We start from the raw sequence: 15,280 nt of genomic DNA, 5'->3' as shown, positions 1-15,280 counted from the left end.
CGTAGATCAGCTCAATTCGATCCCGTCTTCGGACCAGCGCCTCCTCTCGACGACTTTGGCATGATCGTACTGTGTCTCAGATTCCGGCTGGCCGTTCGGGAACCAGGTACGGCCGACGCCGTGGTGACCCCCGTCGACTTTCCAGTACTCGGACTCGAGGGTCCCATCGGGATAAAAAGTACGCTCCAGTCCTCTTCGGCGACCATTTCCATGGGACAAAAAGGTCGTCGGTGTGGTCGATGTCTTCGAACGTCACCGAACGAACCGGATCGGATTCAGTCACTGTCTTCTCCTTCGTCGACCGGAAGTTTTCCGGGGATGGACTCCACGCCACCGTCGCCGCCGAGGATGGCGGTGCAGTTAGGGCAGCAAGGAGCGGCCATCTTGGCCTCCGGCCGGTAGGGGAAGCGGTTATCCCGTCCACTACCAGCCATGACGACGGGCCTACCTCTGACGCGGCTTGCGGGACGGCCGTCCATGGGCATCGCCGGCCCATCCGCGTGGCGACCGCCAGGATCGCGACAACGACTCGGCCGCGCCCGCGTGGTCGGCCTGATCGGCGTGGCGTCATCGTCGGCGGCGCAGGGCACCTTCGCCGATTTTCCGCACCAGGTTCAAGGGTCATGGGTGGGACGAGCCCCTGACCTGGCCAACCGCGCCCGGCCGCGGCGCGGGGCCGAAACTGTCGTAGGCCGTGGCTACGGTGTGCCCATGTTTGATCACGTCGGTGTCCAGGTCGGTGACGTCGAGGCCTCCCTCGCCCTCTATCTCGCGGTGTTCGCCCCGCTCGGGATGCGCGAGGCGATGCGCATCCCACTCGAGGGGTCCGCCGTCGTCGGGCTCGCCGGTCCTGACGGGGTGCCCGCCTTCTGGCTCAGCCCTGCGGCGGGTGCCGAGGCACGGGAGCTGCATCTGGCGTTCCATGCGGCTGACCGGCAGGCCGTCGACGCCGTCCACGAGGCCGCGCTCGGCGCGGGCGTCGAGGTGCTTCACGCGCCACGCGAGTGGCCGGAGTATCACCCCGGCTACTACGCGGTGTTCCTCCGCGATCTCGACGGCCACAACATCGAGGCCGTCCATCACGGAGGTTGATGGGTTCACCGGTCCTCGGCGCCTCCGGGGCCGGTCGGCTGTCTCCCCCATTGGCGGAGTCGAGGAGGATAGGGCGTGCGACCATGGGGCCGCAGACGGGAAAGGCTGGGTTGGTGACGCAGACGGGAATCTTCGGGCTCGGCACGCCGGAACACTGCTACCTCGAGTTCGACCTTCGTGACGGCGCGTCAGCCGCGGAGCTGGTGAAGGCGGTCGCGGCGCTGACCGGCCCGCTGTCGACCGGCGGCGGGGTCAACCTCGTCGTGGGCTTCCGCCCGGAGCTGTGGGCGCTCGTCGAGCCCGATGGAATGCCACCGGGTGTCCGTGGCTTCACCGAGCCGATCGTGGGCATCGAGGGGTTCCAGATGCCCGCCACCCAGCATGACGCGTGGGTCTGGGTCGCGGGAGGTGACCGCACCGCCGTCTTCAACAACACGCGGGATGTCGTCGCCGCGCTGGCCACGATCGCGACGGTCGCCGGTGAGGTCACCGGGTGGCTGTACGAGCACGACCGTGATCTCACGGGGTTCATCGACGGGACGGAGAACCCGTCACTGCTCGAGGCGGCCGGCGTGGCCGTGGTGGCGGAGGGCGCGGGCGCCGGCAGCAGTGTCGTCCTGGTCCAGCAGTGGCGGCACGACTCCGACAGCTTCCAGGAGCTCCCTGTCGAGGAGCAGGAGCGGGTGATCGGTCGCACCAAGGCCGACAGCGTCGAGCTCGACGAGGACGTGATGCCGCCGACCTCGCACGTCTCCCGGACGGTCGTCGAGGAGGACGGCGCCGAGCTGAAGATCTTCCGCCGGAACACCGCCTTCGGCACGGTCACCGACCACGGCACCATGTTCGTCGGTTTCAGCAGCGAGCAACGACGCCTGGAGATCATGCTGCGGCGGATGGCCGGCAGCGACGACGGCCTGCGCGACGCGCTCACCCGCTACACGACGCCCGTCAGCGGCGCCTACTACTTCATTCCGGCGGTGCCGGCCCTGGCGAGGTACGCCCCCGAGGAGGACGACTGACGGGACTCTCGACAACCCGACCGTGCCAGCCGGCTCAGCCGTTCGGCCGGGCCGGGTGCCAGGCGGGGCCGGCGTGCTCCGCCTCCAGGTGCCGCCCGTGAGGATAGGTCACCAGCTCGGTATAGAGGCCGAACGGCGCGAGGCAGTGGATGGTGTACGCCTCGTCGCCGGCCTCGAACAGGTATGCCGGCTTCTTCCGGCCGAGAATGTGAACGTCGCGCGCGGTGAGCCACTCGAAGGCGGCGTCGATGTCGTCGACGTAGAACGCCAGGTGCCACCCGCCGATGTCGAACATCGCCGGCCAGACCCGGTTCTGCCCCGGGTACGCCGGGCATTCGGTGAGCTCGACCGCCAGGTGGGGCGAGCACAGGGAGCGGGCCCGGGTCGGCCTGGCCCGGGCGTCGACGTTGGCGAACGCGCGCAGGCCGCCCTCGGGGCCGCCCTGCGGCCAGGGCGGGAGGTCGGCGCCCCGCTCGAAACCGAGGACGCTCTCGAAGAATGCGCTCGCCTCGTCGAGGTCGGCGACGGTGATGTGCATCCGCTCGAAGCCGCGGAACCCGGGCAGCGCCCCGGGGCCCGGACGCCAGGCCGGCTCCGGAGCCGGAGCCGGCGAGGCGACGATCTCGAAGTGGAAGCCCCACGGCGTCATCCACTTGCCGGCGCCGAGCTCGTAGAGGTCCCTGCCCCGCAGGTAGTCGGTGGCCGCGTCGACGTCCGCGGACGCGGCCACCAGGCCCCAGCCGCCGATGTCGAGCAGATCCGGCCACAGTGGCCGCTGGCGCGGCGTGCTCACCTGGAACAGCTCGATGTTGAGGAACGGGCTGCGCAGCACGCGGACGTGGTGGACGACGGAGCGCACGTCGGCGTTGGCGATGATCCGCATGAATGGGCCGCGGCGGCCCTCGAACGGGCCCATCGTGTAGAGCGTCTGGCATCCGAAGACGTCCGTGAAGAACGCGGTCGCCTCGTCGAGGTCGGCGACGGTGATGTTCAGGTGCTCGATGCCGTGCGAGGTCGGCAGGCCCGCGCGGGGCGGGTCACCCATCGGCGCCGACCCGGGGACCGGGGGTGAACGTGACCGGAACGGTGACCGGCGCCCGGTTCACCGTCGGATGGAAGTGGATCTCGGCGCCGTCTCGCAGCCGGAGGTCGTGGAGCCGCCTGAGCAGCTCGTCGAGGGCGATGCGCAGGTTCATCCGGGCCAGGTTGGAGCCAACGCAGCGGTGGGGCCCCACACCGAAGGCCATGTGCCGATTGATCTTCCGGTCCAGGTCGAACTCGTCGGAGGCGGGGAACTCGCCCTCGTCCCGGTTCGCCGAGGCCCAGTAGATGATGACCTTCTCGCCCTGCTTGATCTGATGGCCGTCGATCTCGGTGTCATGCATGGCGGTGCGGGTGATCTGGACGAACGGGCCGTCGAGGCGTAACAGCTCCTCCACGGCCTGCGGCAGCAGGTCGGGGTTCTCGCGCAGCGCGGCCGGGATCTCCGGCTGGCGGCAGAACCGGAGCATGATCTGCCCGAGCGCGCCGGCCGTCGTCTCCAACCCGCCGAGGATCAGCAGCTGCACCGTGCCGATGATCTCCTCGTGCGTGATCGGCCGGCCCTGAATCTCGGCGCTGAGAATGGCATCGACGACGTCGCCGCGCGGTGGCTCGCACCGCCGCTGCTCGAGGAACCCGTTGATCCACTCGGACAGGCCGCGCCAGCATGCCGCCGCGTCGGGATCCTTCGGGGCGCCGGACTTCGAGGCCAGATAGGCGACCCGCTCGATCTGGTCGGCGGGTGCGCCGATCGCGACGTCGAAGAAGGAAAGAGCCGGGTAGGGCCGGGCGAACTCGGCCATGAGGTCGCACTCGCCGCGCTCGACGAAACCGTCGATCAGGCGGTTCACCAACGCCCTGGTCCGGGGCTCCCACGGCCGCACGGCCTTCGGCGTGAAGTAGGCGTTGATCAGCCGCTTGAACTCACGTTGCAGCGGCGGGTCGATCTCCACCGGCAGGTTCCGCGTCGCGATCGGGCTAGGTGGCACCGTCAGCCCGAACGCCGAGGAGAACGTCTCCCACTCCTGGGCGACCCGCAGGACGTCGTCATACTTGGTGACGACCCAGTAACCGCCATACTGGTTGCTGCGGGTCACCGGGCATAACGATCGCATCCGCGTCAGGGCCGGGTACAGGTTGTCGACGAGTTCCTGCGACAGGTGATCGAAGTGGTTCCGGCACCAGTCGTCATCGATCGACTCACCGGCCGGTCCGGCGCGCTCCCCGCTTACCGCTGTCGAGTCATATGACATGGAATCTCCTCACCGGTAGCGGTACGCGGCGATCGCGTTCGAAGATTACGTCGTCGGCGCCGGGCGGTCCAGGGTGGCCAGGCATACGACCGTGCGGTGTGGTTGCGGCCCCGCGGAGCCGGTGGTGTCCTGAGTCGAGGGTCTGCCCCGGCGGAGGAGGTGGCCGTGTTCGAGGAGACGCAGTATTTCGCCCCTGTCGTCGAAAAGGCGGACGGGCAGGTCGAAGTCCGCCTGGCCAGCTCCCATCCGGGTGCGGCCGACCGCGAATACCAGGCCCGGCGCAACCAGATCGCCCAGCTCGCCCTGCGGTGGAGACCAGGACAGCCCGTTCCACGGGTGGCGTACACCGAGGCCGAGCACGCGCTCTGGCGGCTGGTCACCGGTGAGCTGGCGCTGGCCTACCGCGGCTGTGCCTGCGCCGAGTTCCTGCGCGGCGCGGCGCGGCTGGGCCTGCCCGCCGACCGGATCCCGCAGCTGGACGAGGTGAGCGGGCCGCTGAGCGAGCTGACCGGTTTCCGTTACGTTCCCGCGGCCGGGCTCGTCGGGCTGCGGGAGTTCTACGGCTCGCTCGCCGACGGCGTCTTCCACGCCACCCAGTACCTGCGGTACCACACGGTGCCCTTCTACACACCGGAACCCGACGTCGTCCACGAGGTCGTCGGGCACGCGAACGCGCTCGCCAGCGACCGGTTCGCCGCGTTGTACCGGGCGGCCGGCGAGGCGGCCCGCCGCGCCGAGTCGGCCGACACGCTGCAGTTCATCTCCAAGGTCTTCTGGTTCACGCTGGAATTCGGCACGGTCTACGAGGGCGGCGAGCTCAAGGCCTACGGCGCCGGAATCCTTTCCTCGTACGGAGAAATGGCGGAGTTCCGCTCCGTGAACGTCCGCCCGCTGGACGTCACGGCCATGGGAACCACCGACTACGACATCACGAGATACCAGCCGGTGTTGTACTCGGCCGAATCCTTCGGCCAGGTCGAGGACGTCGTCGGCGGCTTCTTCGCCGGTTGTGACGACACGTTGATCTCGGGGCTTCGCGCGGCCGCGGTCGACTGACCGACCCATCACGCCACGGGCGCACTCGCACCGGCCCTACTATCGGGCCCGTGCGAATTCAGGTCCTCGGACCGGTCGAGGTGCTCCTGGGCGGTGCGCCACTCGACCTCGGCCCACCGAAACAGCGCGCGCTGCTCGCCCTTCTCCTGGCGGCCGGCGACACCGTCATCCCGGTCGAGACGATCATCGAGCGGCTGTGGGACGGCCAGCCGCCGGCCAGCGCGACGGCGAGCCTGCAGGTGTACGTCTCGAACCTGCGCCGTCTGCTCGAGCCGGAGCGGGACCCCCGGGCGCGGGCGACCGTGCTGGTGACCCAGGCGCCGGGGTACGTGCTGCGCACCGGCGCGGCGGAGGTCGACGCCCGGCAGTTCGTCGCGGCGATCGGCGCGGCCCGCGGCTCGCTGGAGGCCGGGCGACCGGCCGAGGCGCTGCCCGCCCTCGACGCCGCCCTGGCGCTGTGGCGCGGTGACGCCTACGCCGACGTGCGGGACGCGTCCTGGATCAGGCCGGAAGCCGGACGTCTCGAGGAGCTGCGGCAGAGCGCCGTCGAGGACCGCGCGCGGGCGCTCGTCGAGCTGGGGCGGCACGACGAGGCCGCCGCCGATCTGGAGGCCCTCACGGCGCGTCACCCGCTCCGCGAGCGGGCCTGGGGGCTGTTCGCCCTCGCGATCTACCGGTGTGGCCGGCCGGCGGAGGCGCTGGCCGCGCTGCGGGCGGCCCGCGCCCACCTGGCCGAGGAGCTGGGCGTCGACCCCGGGCCGGAGCTCGCCGCCCTGGAACTCGCCATCCTGCGTCACGACCCCGCGCTGGCCTGGACCGGTGGCGCCCACGAGCCGCCCGCGGCGCAGCCGGCCGCAGCGCAGCCGGCCGTGTCTCCGACGACGGGGCTGGACGGCCCGCGGCCCGTGCTTCCCGACGTGTCCCCCGCCGGGGCCGGGGCCCCTGAGCCGTCCGGCCCGTTCGTGGGCCGCGACGAGGCCCTGGCGGCGCTGCTCGCGGCGATCCCGACGCCGGCCCGGCGCGGGCGCGTGGTGCTGGTCGACGGCGAGCCGGGTGTCGGCAAGACGCGGCTCGTCGCGGAGCTGGGCCGCCGGTGCGGCCGGTTGACGGCCTGGGGAGCGTGCCCCGAGCACGAGGTGGCGCCGGCCCTGTGGCCCTGGGAGCAGAGCCTGCGCGCGGTGGCCGCCGCGCGGCCGGACGTCCCGGTGCCGCCCGGCGTGGCCGCGCTCATCGACCAGCGGGCGCAGGAGCCCGGCGGGTACGACGCGGCCGGAGCCCGGCTGCGGCTGTACGAGGGAGTCGCCGGCTACCTCGCGGCGGCCGCGCCGTTGGTCATCGTCCTCGACGATCTGCACTGGGCGGACGTCTCCTCGCTGCGGCTGCTGGCCCACGTCGGCGGGGCGGCGCCGCGGGGCGTGATGGTGATCGGCACGTTCCGCACCCACGAGGCCGGCGCGCTGGCGGACACCCGCGCCGCGCTGGCCAGGTCCGGCTGCGAGCGGCTCCGCCTCGACGGGCTGGACGACGCCGCCGTCCGCGAGCTGATGCGGGCCACCACCGGCACGGACCCGGGACCCGAGACGGCGAGCGCCCTGCGCTCCCGTACCGCGGGCAACCCGTTCTTCATCGGTGAGCTCGTCCGCCTGCGCGGGCCCGGCCGACGCGGCCTGGCGGGGCCCGGCGCCGCCGGGCCGGCCACGGACCGGGGCGCGGAGCAGGACAGGGCGCAGGGCGCGCTGCCCGATCACGTCCGCGATGTGCTGTCCCGGCGGGTCGCGCGCCTGCCGGAGCCCGCCGCCGCGCTGCTCGCCACGGCGGCGGTGGCCGGCGGCGAGTTCGACGCGGACGTGGTCGCCCAGGTCGCCGGGCACACCTTCGAGACATCCCTCGACCTGCTCGACGCCGCGCTCGCCGCCGGGCTCATCACCGAGGCCGGCGACCGGCTGGGCCGGTTCCGGTTCTCCCACTCGCTGGTCCGCGAGGCGCTCGACGCCGGCCACTCCCGGCTGCGCCGCGCGCACCTGCACCGCCGGTACGGCGAGGTCACCGCCGAGCGGTACGCCGGACGTCCCGAGCGGGCCGGCGAGGTCGCGCGGCACTGGCTGGCCGCCGCCGAGCTCGGCGCCGAGACGGCCCGTGCCGCGACGGAGCACGCCGCCCGCGCGGCGCGCGCGGCGGCCGACCGGCTCGCGCCCGAGGACGCGGCCGGCTACTGGCAGGAGGCGCTGGCCGCGGCCGAGCTGGCGGGCGCAGACCGCGGCACCCGGCTGGAGCTCCTCCTCGGCCTGGTCAGCGCCCGGTACGCGGCGGGCCAGCTCAACGACGGGCTCGACGTGGTGGACCGGGCCCTCGACGAGGCCGGCGACGATCCGCACCTGATCGTCCGGGTCGCCGAGGCCGCGATGGGTGGCTCGCCGTGGTTCCCGTTCCCCTACGGCACCGATCGCGGCCGGCTGCACCGCGCGCTCGAGCGGGCGCTCGGCGGGCTGCCGGCCGCCGGCCGCGACCGGGCGCTGGCCGTCGGCTGCCTCGCGGTGCTCGAATCCCACGTCGGACGGATGGCCGAGGCCGAGCGGGCCGGCGCACTGGCCGTGGCCGCGGCGCGGGACGTCGCCGACGACCCTGCGCTGCTGCCGCGGGTCCTGCACCTGCGCAGCCTCACCGTGACCGGGGTCGACTACGCCGAGCATCGGCACGCCTGCGCGCGAGAGCTGGCGTCCCTGCCGTCGACACCACCGGAGCTGCTGGTCGGCGCCCACCTCACCCTCGTCGACAACCTGGTCCGCTTCGGCCACGTCGCGCGGGCACGGGTCGCGCTGGACGAAGCGGACACGATGATCACCCGGCTCGGCTCGCCGACCCTCGCCTACCAGGCAGCGATCATGCGGGCGGCGCTGCTGGCCTTCTCGGGCGAGCTCGAGGAGTCCGCGGACGTGGCGACCGCCGCCGTCGGGCGCCTCGGGCTGGCCGCGCAGAACGGGGTCGAGAGCTCGTTCGTCGCGAACGTCATCGACCGGGCCCTCCAGGCCGGCACGCTGGCCCGGCTGGCCGACACGCTGGCCCGCTCGCTGGCCTCCACCGGCATCGAGGCCCTGCGCGGGTCGCTGGCGCTGGCCCTCGCCGCCGCCGGGCGTCCCGAGGCGGGCCGCGCCGCGCTCGCCGAGATGCGGCTGCCGCCGCGCGACTACACCTGGCTCAGCGCGGTCGTCATGCGGCTGAACGCCGCGGTGGCCCTCGGCGTGCTGGACACCGTCGAGGAGGACATCGCCCACCTGCGGCCRCACTCGGGCGAGCTGGCGAGCCTGGGCACCTGCACAGCGGTCGTCGGGGCCGTCGACAGCCACCTGGGCGAGGCCTACCTGGCGCTCGGTGACCACATGGCCGCCCGGGAGCACCTGACCGCGGCCCTCGCCCTACTCGAGGCGAACGACTCCCCCTACTGGACGGCAAGAGCGCACCAAGCGCTTGCCAAGTGCCCGTAAAGCGGCAACCGCCACGCTGAGTCCCATCCGAAGGAAAACGGGAGGGAACCTCGATGGCCCGCGCACTGATCATGGATGACCTGGCCGGTTTCGTCATCGCGCACGCCGGGATGCGCCGGGAGTTCGGCCGGCTGGCCCGGGTCGCCCGTGCCCCGCGGGACGCCGAGCACGCCGCGCTGATCGAGGAGCAGATCGCGCTGACCACCGGCGTCCTGCACAGCCACCATGCCGGCGAGGACCGGGACCTCTGGCCGCTGCTGCGCCTGCGCGCGCCGGAGGCGGCCGGCGAGCTCGACGCTCTCGCCGCCGAGCACGAGTCGGTCGACCCGCTGCTGGCCGCGGCCGCCGACACCGCCGTCGCGCTCACCGAGCGAGCTCAGGTTCTCGAGGCGCTGCACGACCTGATCAACGCGCACCTGGACCACGAGGACACGGTCGTCCTCCCGCTGATGCTCGACCATCTGACCCTGGCCGAGATGGAGGAGATCGGCCGGCAGGCACTCGCCGAGATCGGCCGGCGGCGCGCGCCCGCGGTCTTCGGGTGGTACTCGAGCGGCGCGCACAAGGAGCTGCGTACGGCCGCCCTCGCGACCGTTCCGCCCATCCCGCGTTTTCTGTTCAACCGCTTCTGGTGGCCGTCCTACCAGCGTCGCTTCGAGCTCCTCTACGGCGCCGACGAGCACGCTCTGCTGAGCGTCTGATCCGGCCGGGCCGGGCCGTGCCGTGCCCGGCCGGGCACGGCGCACGATGTCGGCGTCGCGACCCTGGACCGACGCCGTCTGTCCGCGCGTGAGACGGTGCCGGCGCGGGGCCCTCGATCGTCATGGAGGACGCGTGCGACGGCCGTCAGGTGTGGTGCACCGCAGGTGGACGATCGGTCTCGTGCTGGTCGCGGCTGTCCTTCCCGCGTCGTGCGGCGATTCGGCCGGCACGACGGCGGGCTCCCCCGCGATCTCACCCGGCACCAGGGCCTCGCCCGGGGCCGCGGTCTCGCCCGGCGGGTCGGTCGGATCGGGCGAGTCCGGCGCGGCTGCCGGAGCCGATCCGCGGGACGGCGCGGAGCCGTCCGCCGCGGTCGCGCGGTGCACGGCGGCGGGACTCGCTGTCGGTCCCGTGGACGCGCGGACCCGTCCTGCGGCAGGACGGCGCCACGCACCCCGGCACGTACATCTCCGCGTTCGAACCGGGCGCCTGAAGCCTTCCCAGGTGGACGCCGCTGCCCCTCGGGCACGCGGCCCGCGTTTTTCACGTTTCAAGGCTTGACTTCAAGGCTTGGTTGTCATCTGGTGTTGTCAGCTGGTGCTGTCAGCTGGTAATGACTTATCCGTCCTGCGCGGATTCAGCCGAACGCGATCCTCTGACCCATCTGAGCCGGGTTGGCGTGTGTCGACGTCGCGGTGTGCCGTGTAGCCCTCGTGTGGCCCGTGTTCGGGGGCGATAACGGTGCCGGGACGGTCACTCCGTGGTCCGGCCCTCCAGGAGCCAGGCCTCGACGTCGCCGGCCCGCCACAGGTCGAAAAAGGGCACGGACCGGATCGGCTCGGGAAAATCATCACGAGCGCACAGCCGCCGGGCACGATCCGCCGAGATGCCCAGCCGACGGGCGATGTCCGCGGTACTCCACAGGTCATCGGCTGTCACAACAGCATGCTACGCGTATGCCCCACAGGCGCGGTGACTGTCATCCGGGCGTGCGCGGGTCCGACGCCCAGCCGGTCGCATCCGGCCACGCACGGAGCACACGACCCGCCGGCCGCTTCCTGTCCGCGATCGGCCGCAGGCGACACACTCGCGATCAAGGTGTACGGTGGATCCGTTGCTCTTCTATTTGGGTGCCGCCGGTCACCTTCAGGATGGCATCACCGGTGATCAGAAGTTGGAGATCACCGCGCAGATTCGGGACACCACGTGGGTGTACCGCAGCAAGCGAGCGAGGAGCGACCGTGTCAGAAGGTACTGTCAAGTGGTTCAACGCCGAGAAGGGCTTCGGCTTCATCTCAGTGGACGGCGGAGGGCCCGACGTCTTCGCCCACTTCTCGTCCATCGTGGGTGACGGCTACAAGTCGCTCGAAGAGGGGCAGCGCGTCTCCTTCGACATCGAGCAGGGGCAGAAGGGGCCGCAGGCCGCCAAGGTGCAGCCCCTCAGCTAGCACAAGTAGATAGAAGCCAGCTCGTCTTGGGGCTAGAACCTCAGTTTTTGCAGGGGTCCGACAAGCCCGATCGCGTAGCTGCGTGGCAACCGGCCCACGTCGCCATCGAGATCATTTCAAGACTTGAACGTATTCAACCCTGCTGTCCGTGAAGTGCGGTTTTCGGACGCGGGGGCGCGCGAGGATTCGTGCGTTTGACATAGTTGGTGGGCATACCCAACAGTCCGGCGGTACCTCTGACTTGGGCAGACAGTTCACGTACAGACCGCGGGAACTACTGCGCGGGGACTACTGCCGCCGATCGCCAGCGGTCGGTTCGGGAGTAGGTCGGCCGATCATGGGCCGACGCGGCCGCGCCCGTGTACCCGCGGGGCTGTTGTGATCAAATATGTCGCTGACTCCTGAAGACTGAGCCCCTGGGACCTTGTGGGTCCCAGGGGCTCAGTCTGTTTCGTCCCAGAAGCCAGGTCTGTTTCGGGATTCAGGTCTCATCGTGCAGTCCGGTCGAGGGGCGCCGGTGGCAGTGCGGCGACCCAGCGGCGGACCTCCCGGCGGCTGCGCAGCCGGACCAGCTCCTTCCCGCCGTTGAGCGGATCCGCGAAGCGGGCGCCGTAGCGCGTCCGGTACTCACCATGCTTGCGCCACCCCCAGCGGATCGGATGCGAGGCCCGCGGCAGCTCACGCCAGCGTTCCCGGTTGCCGTTCCACAGCGTGGTCCGGCACACGATCCGGCGGGCCGTCCTCGTCACGACCTGCCATTCGACCAGCCAGCGTGGCAGGTCCAACCAGATGACCGTGTCCGCCCGGGCCCACAGGAGCTCGCGCACGGCCGCGTAGTTGCCGTCGACGATCCAGCCGGGGGCGCCGGTGATCTCGTCGACGTCGGCCCGGAAGGCGGGGCGGGGCACCCAGCCCGGGCCGTGGTACAGCGCGTCGAGCTCGACGTGTGGCACTTTCAGGCGTTCCGCCATGTTTCGGGCGAGTGTCGACTTCCCGGCCCCGGACGCCCCCACCACCAGTACCCTGCGCACAGCGATGATCTTAATCCGGCCCTGGACCGGCGCGCGGTCGCCTGGGCAGCTGCGGCCAGCGGGTGCTCCCGGGGCAAGCGCCGTAGTCTGGGTGGACGCCAGGAGCGATGGATGGGTTATCCACAGTGACCATCGTCGCCGTCCCAGGCGCACAAGCACCGCTCCCGAACACCGAGGAGGACCGCTGCGCATGGCCATCGCGAACGGTCCGGACGGCGTGCCCATTCCGCTGCGGCCGCGACATCCGGCTGACTTCGACGCGTTCTACCAGGGGACACCGCCCTGGGACATCGGCCGCCCCCAGCCTGCGTTCGAGGCCCTCGCCGAGGCGGGGCTGATCCGCGGCCGGGTGCTCGACGTGGGCTGCGGCACCGGGGAACACGCTCTGATGGCCGCCGGTCGCGGCCTGGAGGCCACCGGCGTCGACACCGCCGCGGCAGCCATCGCCCGTGCCGATGCCAAAGCGGCCGACCGGGGCATCTCGGCTCGGTTCCTGGTCTGGGACGCGCTGGAGCTGGTCGCCCTCGACGAGAGGTTCGACACGGTGCTCGACTGCGGCCTGTTCCACGTCTTCACCGACGACGACCGCGCCCGTTTCATCGCGACCCTCGGGGCCACGATCGCCAGCGGCGGCCACTATTTCATGCTCTGCTTCAATGATCAGGTTCCCGGGGAGACCGGACCACGCCGGGTCAGCCAGCACGAGATCCGAGCCGGTTTCACCGACGGCTGGCGGGTCGACTCCGTCGAACCGGCCGAGATCGAGATCACCATCGGGCCGAGCGCGATCCCGTCCTGGCTGGCCACCATCACCCGGCTCTGAGCACCGGTCGTCTCGGCCCGGAATCAAGGATGTCACCACCGCCGCTTCCGCGACGGTGGTGACATCGTCTCTCTGGGTGTGATCAGAGGTTGAGCGCGTCCAGGATTCCCTGCCACACAGATCCGCGGGTCGGAAGCGTGATGGACGGAGTCAGCTCGGCGTACGCCTTACCGGTGATGTTCGCACCGTTTATGGTGCCGGTCACGGTCGAGGTGCCCTCCCAGTACGAACCCTGCGGAACAAGCGGGTTGTACAGCTCCTGGTCGGCGAGCTGGGGTGTGATCGTCAACGATCCACCAGGAACGTTGATCGACCATTTCTGTTGGTAGGTGATGCCTGTGTGTGGGCTCGTCCAGCTACCCAGCGGCGTCGAGGAGATGGTGCCGGGGGCGAGGTTCGTGGTGGTGCCGTTGGCGTTCACCCGGGTGCCGACCGTCTCAACAAGCTGGTTGTTGGCATTGTGGATGAAGTAGAGCATGTACTGCGTGTTGTCGTCGAGCTGGATGCTGAACCACTCCCAGCCACCCGGACCGGCCGTGAAGTCACCCCACTGGTGGTCCTGCCAGGCGGTGCCGGTGACGTTCACGAGCACGCCGTGGTCCAGAAGCGTTCCACTCGCCTTGAGGTTCGTCTGGGAGTAGTAGCCGGACTGACCGAACGGCGCATATCGATGGATCATTCCGGCGCGCCGTCGAGCATGCCGCGGAATCCACCGGGTTCGTAGGGTCCGATGACGAGCTGCTCCAGCACGCCGAGTCCGATTCGGTCACCCCAGACCGCGCGTACGACCTGCTGAACGTGCACACAGTCGGAGCAATGGTGTCCAGTTCCGCCACCTTGAAGGTCTCGCCACCCACGGCCAGTTCGTCGTGCCATCGGCCGTGTCCCCATGTGGGGTGCAGGTAGCCGACGCCCTTCATCCGGAAGGTCTGCAGTGGCTCCAGCTCCACGGTCTCGCCCGGGGCGAGGAGCAGTGACGCTCCGGCGGAGCGCCGCAGGCCCGGCGCCCAGCGCACCTCGTGCCGGACCCCGCGCAACCACCGGATACCTGTGTCCGGTCCGAAGACCGGTGATTTTTCGCCGAGCACGGGCAGCACCGCGGTGCGCTCCAGCCAGGGCTGCCCCGCCTCGTTCTCCATCACCACATAGTGCAGGCACTCATCGGCGAAGTTCAGCGGCGCCCACAGGAAGAACACCTGCGGCAGAGCGGTACGCGGTGCGACGGGCGTACGTTCACCCACCCCACGAATTCCCCAGGAGCGGTCCTTCGTGCCGTAGGTCCCGTCGTTCACCCGGATGTCCTGGCCGCCGGATGCGAGCTGACCGGTCCAGGTCACCATCTGGGTGGCCCGGGTGGAGTCGGTGCGAAGCTCGGTCCCGTCATACTTCGTGGCCCGCGGCTCCTCGTGAGCCGGCGTACGGGCGGTGGCGGTGAGGTCGGCGACCAGCCCGTGTTCCGCGGCGTCGACCAGGATGCGGTTGACCCGAAGCGGCTCGACGATCTCCACCGAGATCGGGCCGATGCTCGTCCGGGTCCGGTCCAACGGGATGCGCCCCGACGCGAACACCGACCGCTGCACACCGTCGTGAACCACGCTGAAGGCGGCGTCGATAATCCCACGACTGGGATAGAGACCGAACGCGAGCGCGAAATACATCTGCTCGTCGTAGCCGTTGAACCAGAACCGGTCGTAGTGATCGGAATGGCCACCGCCCGCGTGCGCGACAGGCAATGCGGTCTGGTGAACCGGATAGTCGTCAAACGGCGTGAGCATGTAGTCCCTTTCAGCGTACGCGGGCTCGCGCCGTCAGATCGGCAGAACCGGTAGACCGGCGGCCCGCTCCTGCCGGTCCCCCACCGGTGTGCCCGTGGTGGTGTTGCGGGTCGCGGTCGGCGAGATCTGCCGCCGGCTGGACGGGATCCCCCTCGCCATCGAGCTCGCCGCGGTCAAGACCCGGGCACTACCGCCCGCCGAAATCCTGGCCCGTCTCAGCGAGAACACGGAGATCCTGCGCCATGACGGCCGGCGCGTCGCCGATCGTCAACGCACACTGCGTACCTGCGTCGACTGGAGCTTCGATCTCTGCACGCCGCAGGAGCGGCTCCTGTGGACCCATCTGTCGGTGTTCGCCGGCGGTTTCGAGCTCGACGCCGGCACCGTGACTGGTACGCCGATCTCGCCGCGCGGGCCGACCAGGAGTGGACCGGGCCCGGGCAGCAGTCGTGGCTCAGCCGCCTACGTCTCGATCACGCCAACCTGCAGATACTGAACAAGCTCGGGTTCACCTCCCGCTCCCGGATCGCGGCCTGGATCACCGACCAGCCGGCCGGG

The 15,280-nt window shown here is 70.9% G+C and carries 14 protein-coding genes and 2 pseudogenes; 8 read left to right on the top strand and 8 right to left on the bottom strand.

Going from position 1 to position 15,280, the window contains the following annotated elements; all coding sequences use genetic code 11:
• Nucleotides 1–6: 6 nt before the first annotated feature.
• Nucleotides 7–219 (bottom strand): toxin-antitoxin system YwqK family antitoxin, encoded by a 213-nt coding sequence (locus BBK14_RS42145; RefSeq protein WP_083390887.1) that lies wholly within the window; start codon nucleotides 217–219, stop codon nucleotides 7–9.
• A gap of 492 nt (nucleotides 220–711) precedes the next feature.
• On the opposite strand from BBK14_RS42145, the gene BBK14_RS12370 reads away from it, so the two are divergent.
• Both BBK14_RS12370 and BBK14_RS12365 read left to right on the top strand, forming a co-directional pair.
• Nucleotides 712–1,092 (top strand): VOC family protein, encoded by a 381-nt coding sequence (locus BBK14_RS12370; protein WP_071062184.1) that lies wholly within the window; start codon nucleotides 712–714, stop codon nucleotides 1,090–1,092.
• 113 nt (nucleotides 1,093–1,205) lie between these two features.
• The gene (locus BBK14_RS12365) at nucleotides 1,206–2,111 is read left to right on the top strand and encodes a Dyp-type peroxidase (RefSeq protein WP_071062182.1); all 906 of its coding nucleotides are present in this window, start codon (nucleotides 1,206–1,208) and stop codon (nucleotides 2,109–2,111) included.
• 34 nt (nucleotides 2,112–2,145) lie between these two features.
• Here BBK14_RS12365 and BBK14_RS12360 read toward each other — a convergent pair whose 3' ends face one another.
• Nucleotides 2,146–3,156: a VOC family protein gene (locus BBK14_RS12360; protein WP_071062104.1), complete on the bottom strand. Its 1,011-nt coding sequence runs from the start codon at nucleotides 3,154–3,156 to the stop codon at nucleotides 2,146–2,148.
• Nucleotides 3,149–4,405: a cytochrome P450 gene (locus BBK14_RS12355; protein WP_071062102.1), complete on the bottom strand. Its 1,257-nt coding sequence runs from the start codon at nucleotides 4,403–4,405 to the stop codon at nucleotides 3,149–3,151. The genes BBK14_RS12360 and BBK14_RS12355 overlap by 8 nt, the downstream gene beginning before the upstream one ends.
• Nucleotides 4,406–4,570: 165 nt before the next feature.
• Between BBK14_RS12355 and BBK14_RS12350 the strand changes: the two genes are divergently transcribed.
• The 3 genes from BBK14_RS12350 to BBK14_RS12340 are packed head-to-tail and all read left to right on the top strand — an operon-like array spanning nucleotide 4,571 to nucleotide 9,644.
• Nucleotides 4,571–5,461 (top strand): phenylalanine 4-monooxygenase, encoded by an 891-nt coding sequence (locus BBK14_RS12350; RefSeq protein ID WP_071062180.1) that lies wholly within the window; start codon nucleotides 4,571–4,573, stop codon nucleotides 5,459–5,461.
• A 50-nt stretch (nucleotides 5,462–5,511) separates the two neighbouring features.
• Entirely contained in the window at nucleotides 5,512–8,943 is a 3,432-nt protein-coding gene (locus tag BBK14_RS12345; protein ID WP_071062100.1) for an ATP-binding protein, read from the top strand.
• Nucleotides 8,944–8,996: 53 nt separating this feature from the next.
• The gene (locus tag BBK14_RS12340; RefSeq protein WP_071062098.1) at nucleotides 8,997–9,644 is read left to right on the top strand and encodes a hemerythrin domain-containing protein; all 648 of its coding nucleotides are present in this window, start codon (nucleotides 8,997–8,999) and stop codon (nucleotides 9,642–9,644) included.
• A 754-nt stretch (nucleotides 9,645–10,398) separates the two neighbouring features.
• Here the strand turns inward: BBK14_RS12340 and BBK14_RS12330 are convergent.
• Nucleotides 10,399–10,584: a helix-turn-helix transcriptional regulator gene (locus BBK14_RS12330; RefSeq protein ID WP_071062094.1), complete on the bottom strand. Its 186-nt coding sequence runs from the start codon at nucleotides 10,582–10,584 to the stop codon at nucleotides 10,399–10,401.
• Nucleotides 10,585–10,886: 302 nt separating this feature from the next.
• Here BBK14_RS12330 and BBK14_RS12325 point away from each other — a divergent pair, with 302 nt between their 5' ends.
• Nucleotides 10,887–11,093 carry a cold-shock protein gene (locus BBK14_RS12325; protein ID WP_018502733.1) on the top strand — a complete coding sequence of 69 codons (207 nt, stop codon included), beginning with the start codon at nucleotides 10,887–10,889 and terminating at the stop codon, nucleotides 11,091–11,093.
• A gap of 488 nt (nucleotides 11,094–11,581) precedes the next feature.
• Here BBK14_RS12325 and BBK14_RS12320 read toward each other — a convergent pair whose 3' ends face one another.
• Nucleotides 11,582–12,124 carry a P-loop NTPase family protein gene (locus BBK14_RS12320; protein ID WP_071062092.1) on the bottom strand — a complete coding sequence of 181 codons (543 nt, stop codon included), beginning with the start codon at nucleotides 12,122–12,124 and terminating at the stop codon, nucleotides 11,582–11,584.
• Nucleotides 12,125–12,314: 190 nt separating this feature from the next.
• On the opposite strand from BBK14_RS12320, the gene BBK14_RS12315 reads away from it, so the two are divergent.
• Nucleotides 12,315–12,947 carry a class I SAM-dependent methyltransferase gene (locus BBK14_RS12315; protein WP_071062090.1) on the top strand — a complete coding sequence of 211 codons (633 nt, stop codon included), beginning with the start codon at nucleotides 12,315–12,317 and terminating at the stop codon, nucleotides 12,945–12,947.
• An 82-nt stretch (nucleotides 12,948–13,029) separates the two neighbouring features.
• Here the strand turns inward: BBK14_RS12315 and BBK14_RS12310 are convergent, their stop codons facing one another.
• The 3 genes and pseudogenes from BBK14_RS12310 to BBK14_RS42790 all read right to left on the bottom strand — a co-directional run.
• Nucleotides 13,030–13,539 carry a lipocalin family protein gene (locus BBK14_RS12310; protein ID WP_338045454.1) on the bottom strand — a complete coding sequence of 170 codons (510 nt, stop codon included), beginning with the start codon at nucleotides 13,537–13,539 and terminating at the stop codon, nucleotides 13,030–13,032.
• A gap of 9 nt (nucleotides 13,540–13,548) precedes the next feature.
• Nucleotides 13,549–13,626: pseudogene (locus BBK14_RS41650) on the bottom strand (hypothetical protein); the annotation flags it as partial.
• Between the two features lie 190 nt (nucleotides 13,627–13,816).
• Nucleotides 13,817–14,722: pseudogene (locus BBK14_RS42790) on the bottom strand (Rv3169 family protein); the annotation flags it as partial.
• Nucleotides 14,723–14,816: 94 nt separating this feature from the next.
• Here BBK14_RS42790 and BBK14_RS12300 point away from each other — a divergent pair.
• A complete protein-coding gene (locus BBK14_RS12300; protein WP_071062086.1) occupies nucleotides 14,817–15,218 on the top strand; it encodes a hypothetical protein in 402 nt (133 codons plus the stop codon).
• Nucleotides 15,219–15,280 lie beyond the last annotated feature (62 nt).

It is taken from the genome of Parafrankia soli, assembly GCF_001854695.1.
Lineage (GTDB): Bacteria > Actinomycetota > Actinomycetes > Frankiales > Frankiaceae > Parafrankia > Parafrankia soli.
Note: the sequence above shows the minus strand (reverse complement) of the source record. Positions and strands in the feature narration are given on the sequence as shown.

Coding starts and splice junctions, on each gene's coding strand:
- BBK14_RS12370 (WP_071062184.1), top strand. CDS start 712: ATGTTTGATCACGTCGGTGTCCAGGTCGGTGACGTCGAGGCCTCCCTC.
- BBK14_RS12360 (WP_071062104.1), bottom strand. CDS start 3,156: ATGGGTGACCCGCCCCGCGCGGGCCTGCCGACCTCGCACGGCATCGAG.
- BBK14_RS12355 (WP_071062102.1), bottom strand. CDS start 4,405: ATGTCATATGACTCGACAGCGGTAAGCGGGGAGCGCGCCGGACCGGCC.
- BBK14_RS12340 (WP_071062098.1), top strand. CDS start 8,997: ATGGCCCGCGCACTGATCATGGATGACCTGGCCGGTTTCGTCATCGCG.
- BBK14_RS12315 (WP_071062090.1), top strand. CDS start 12,315: ATGGCCATCGCGAACGGTCCGGACGGCGTGCCCATTCCGCTGCGGCCG.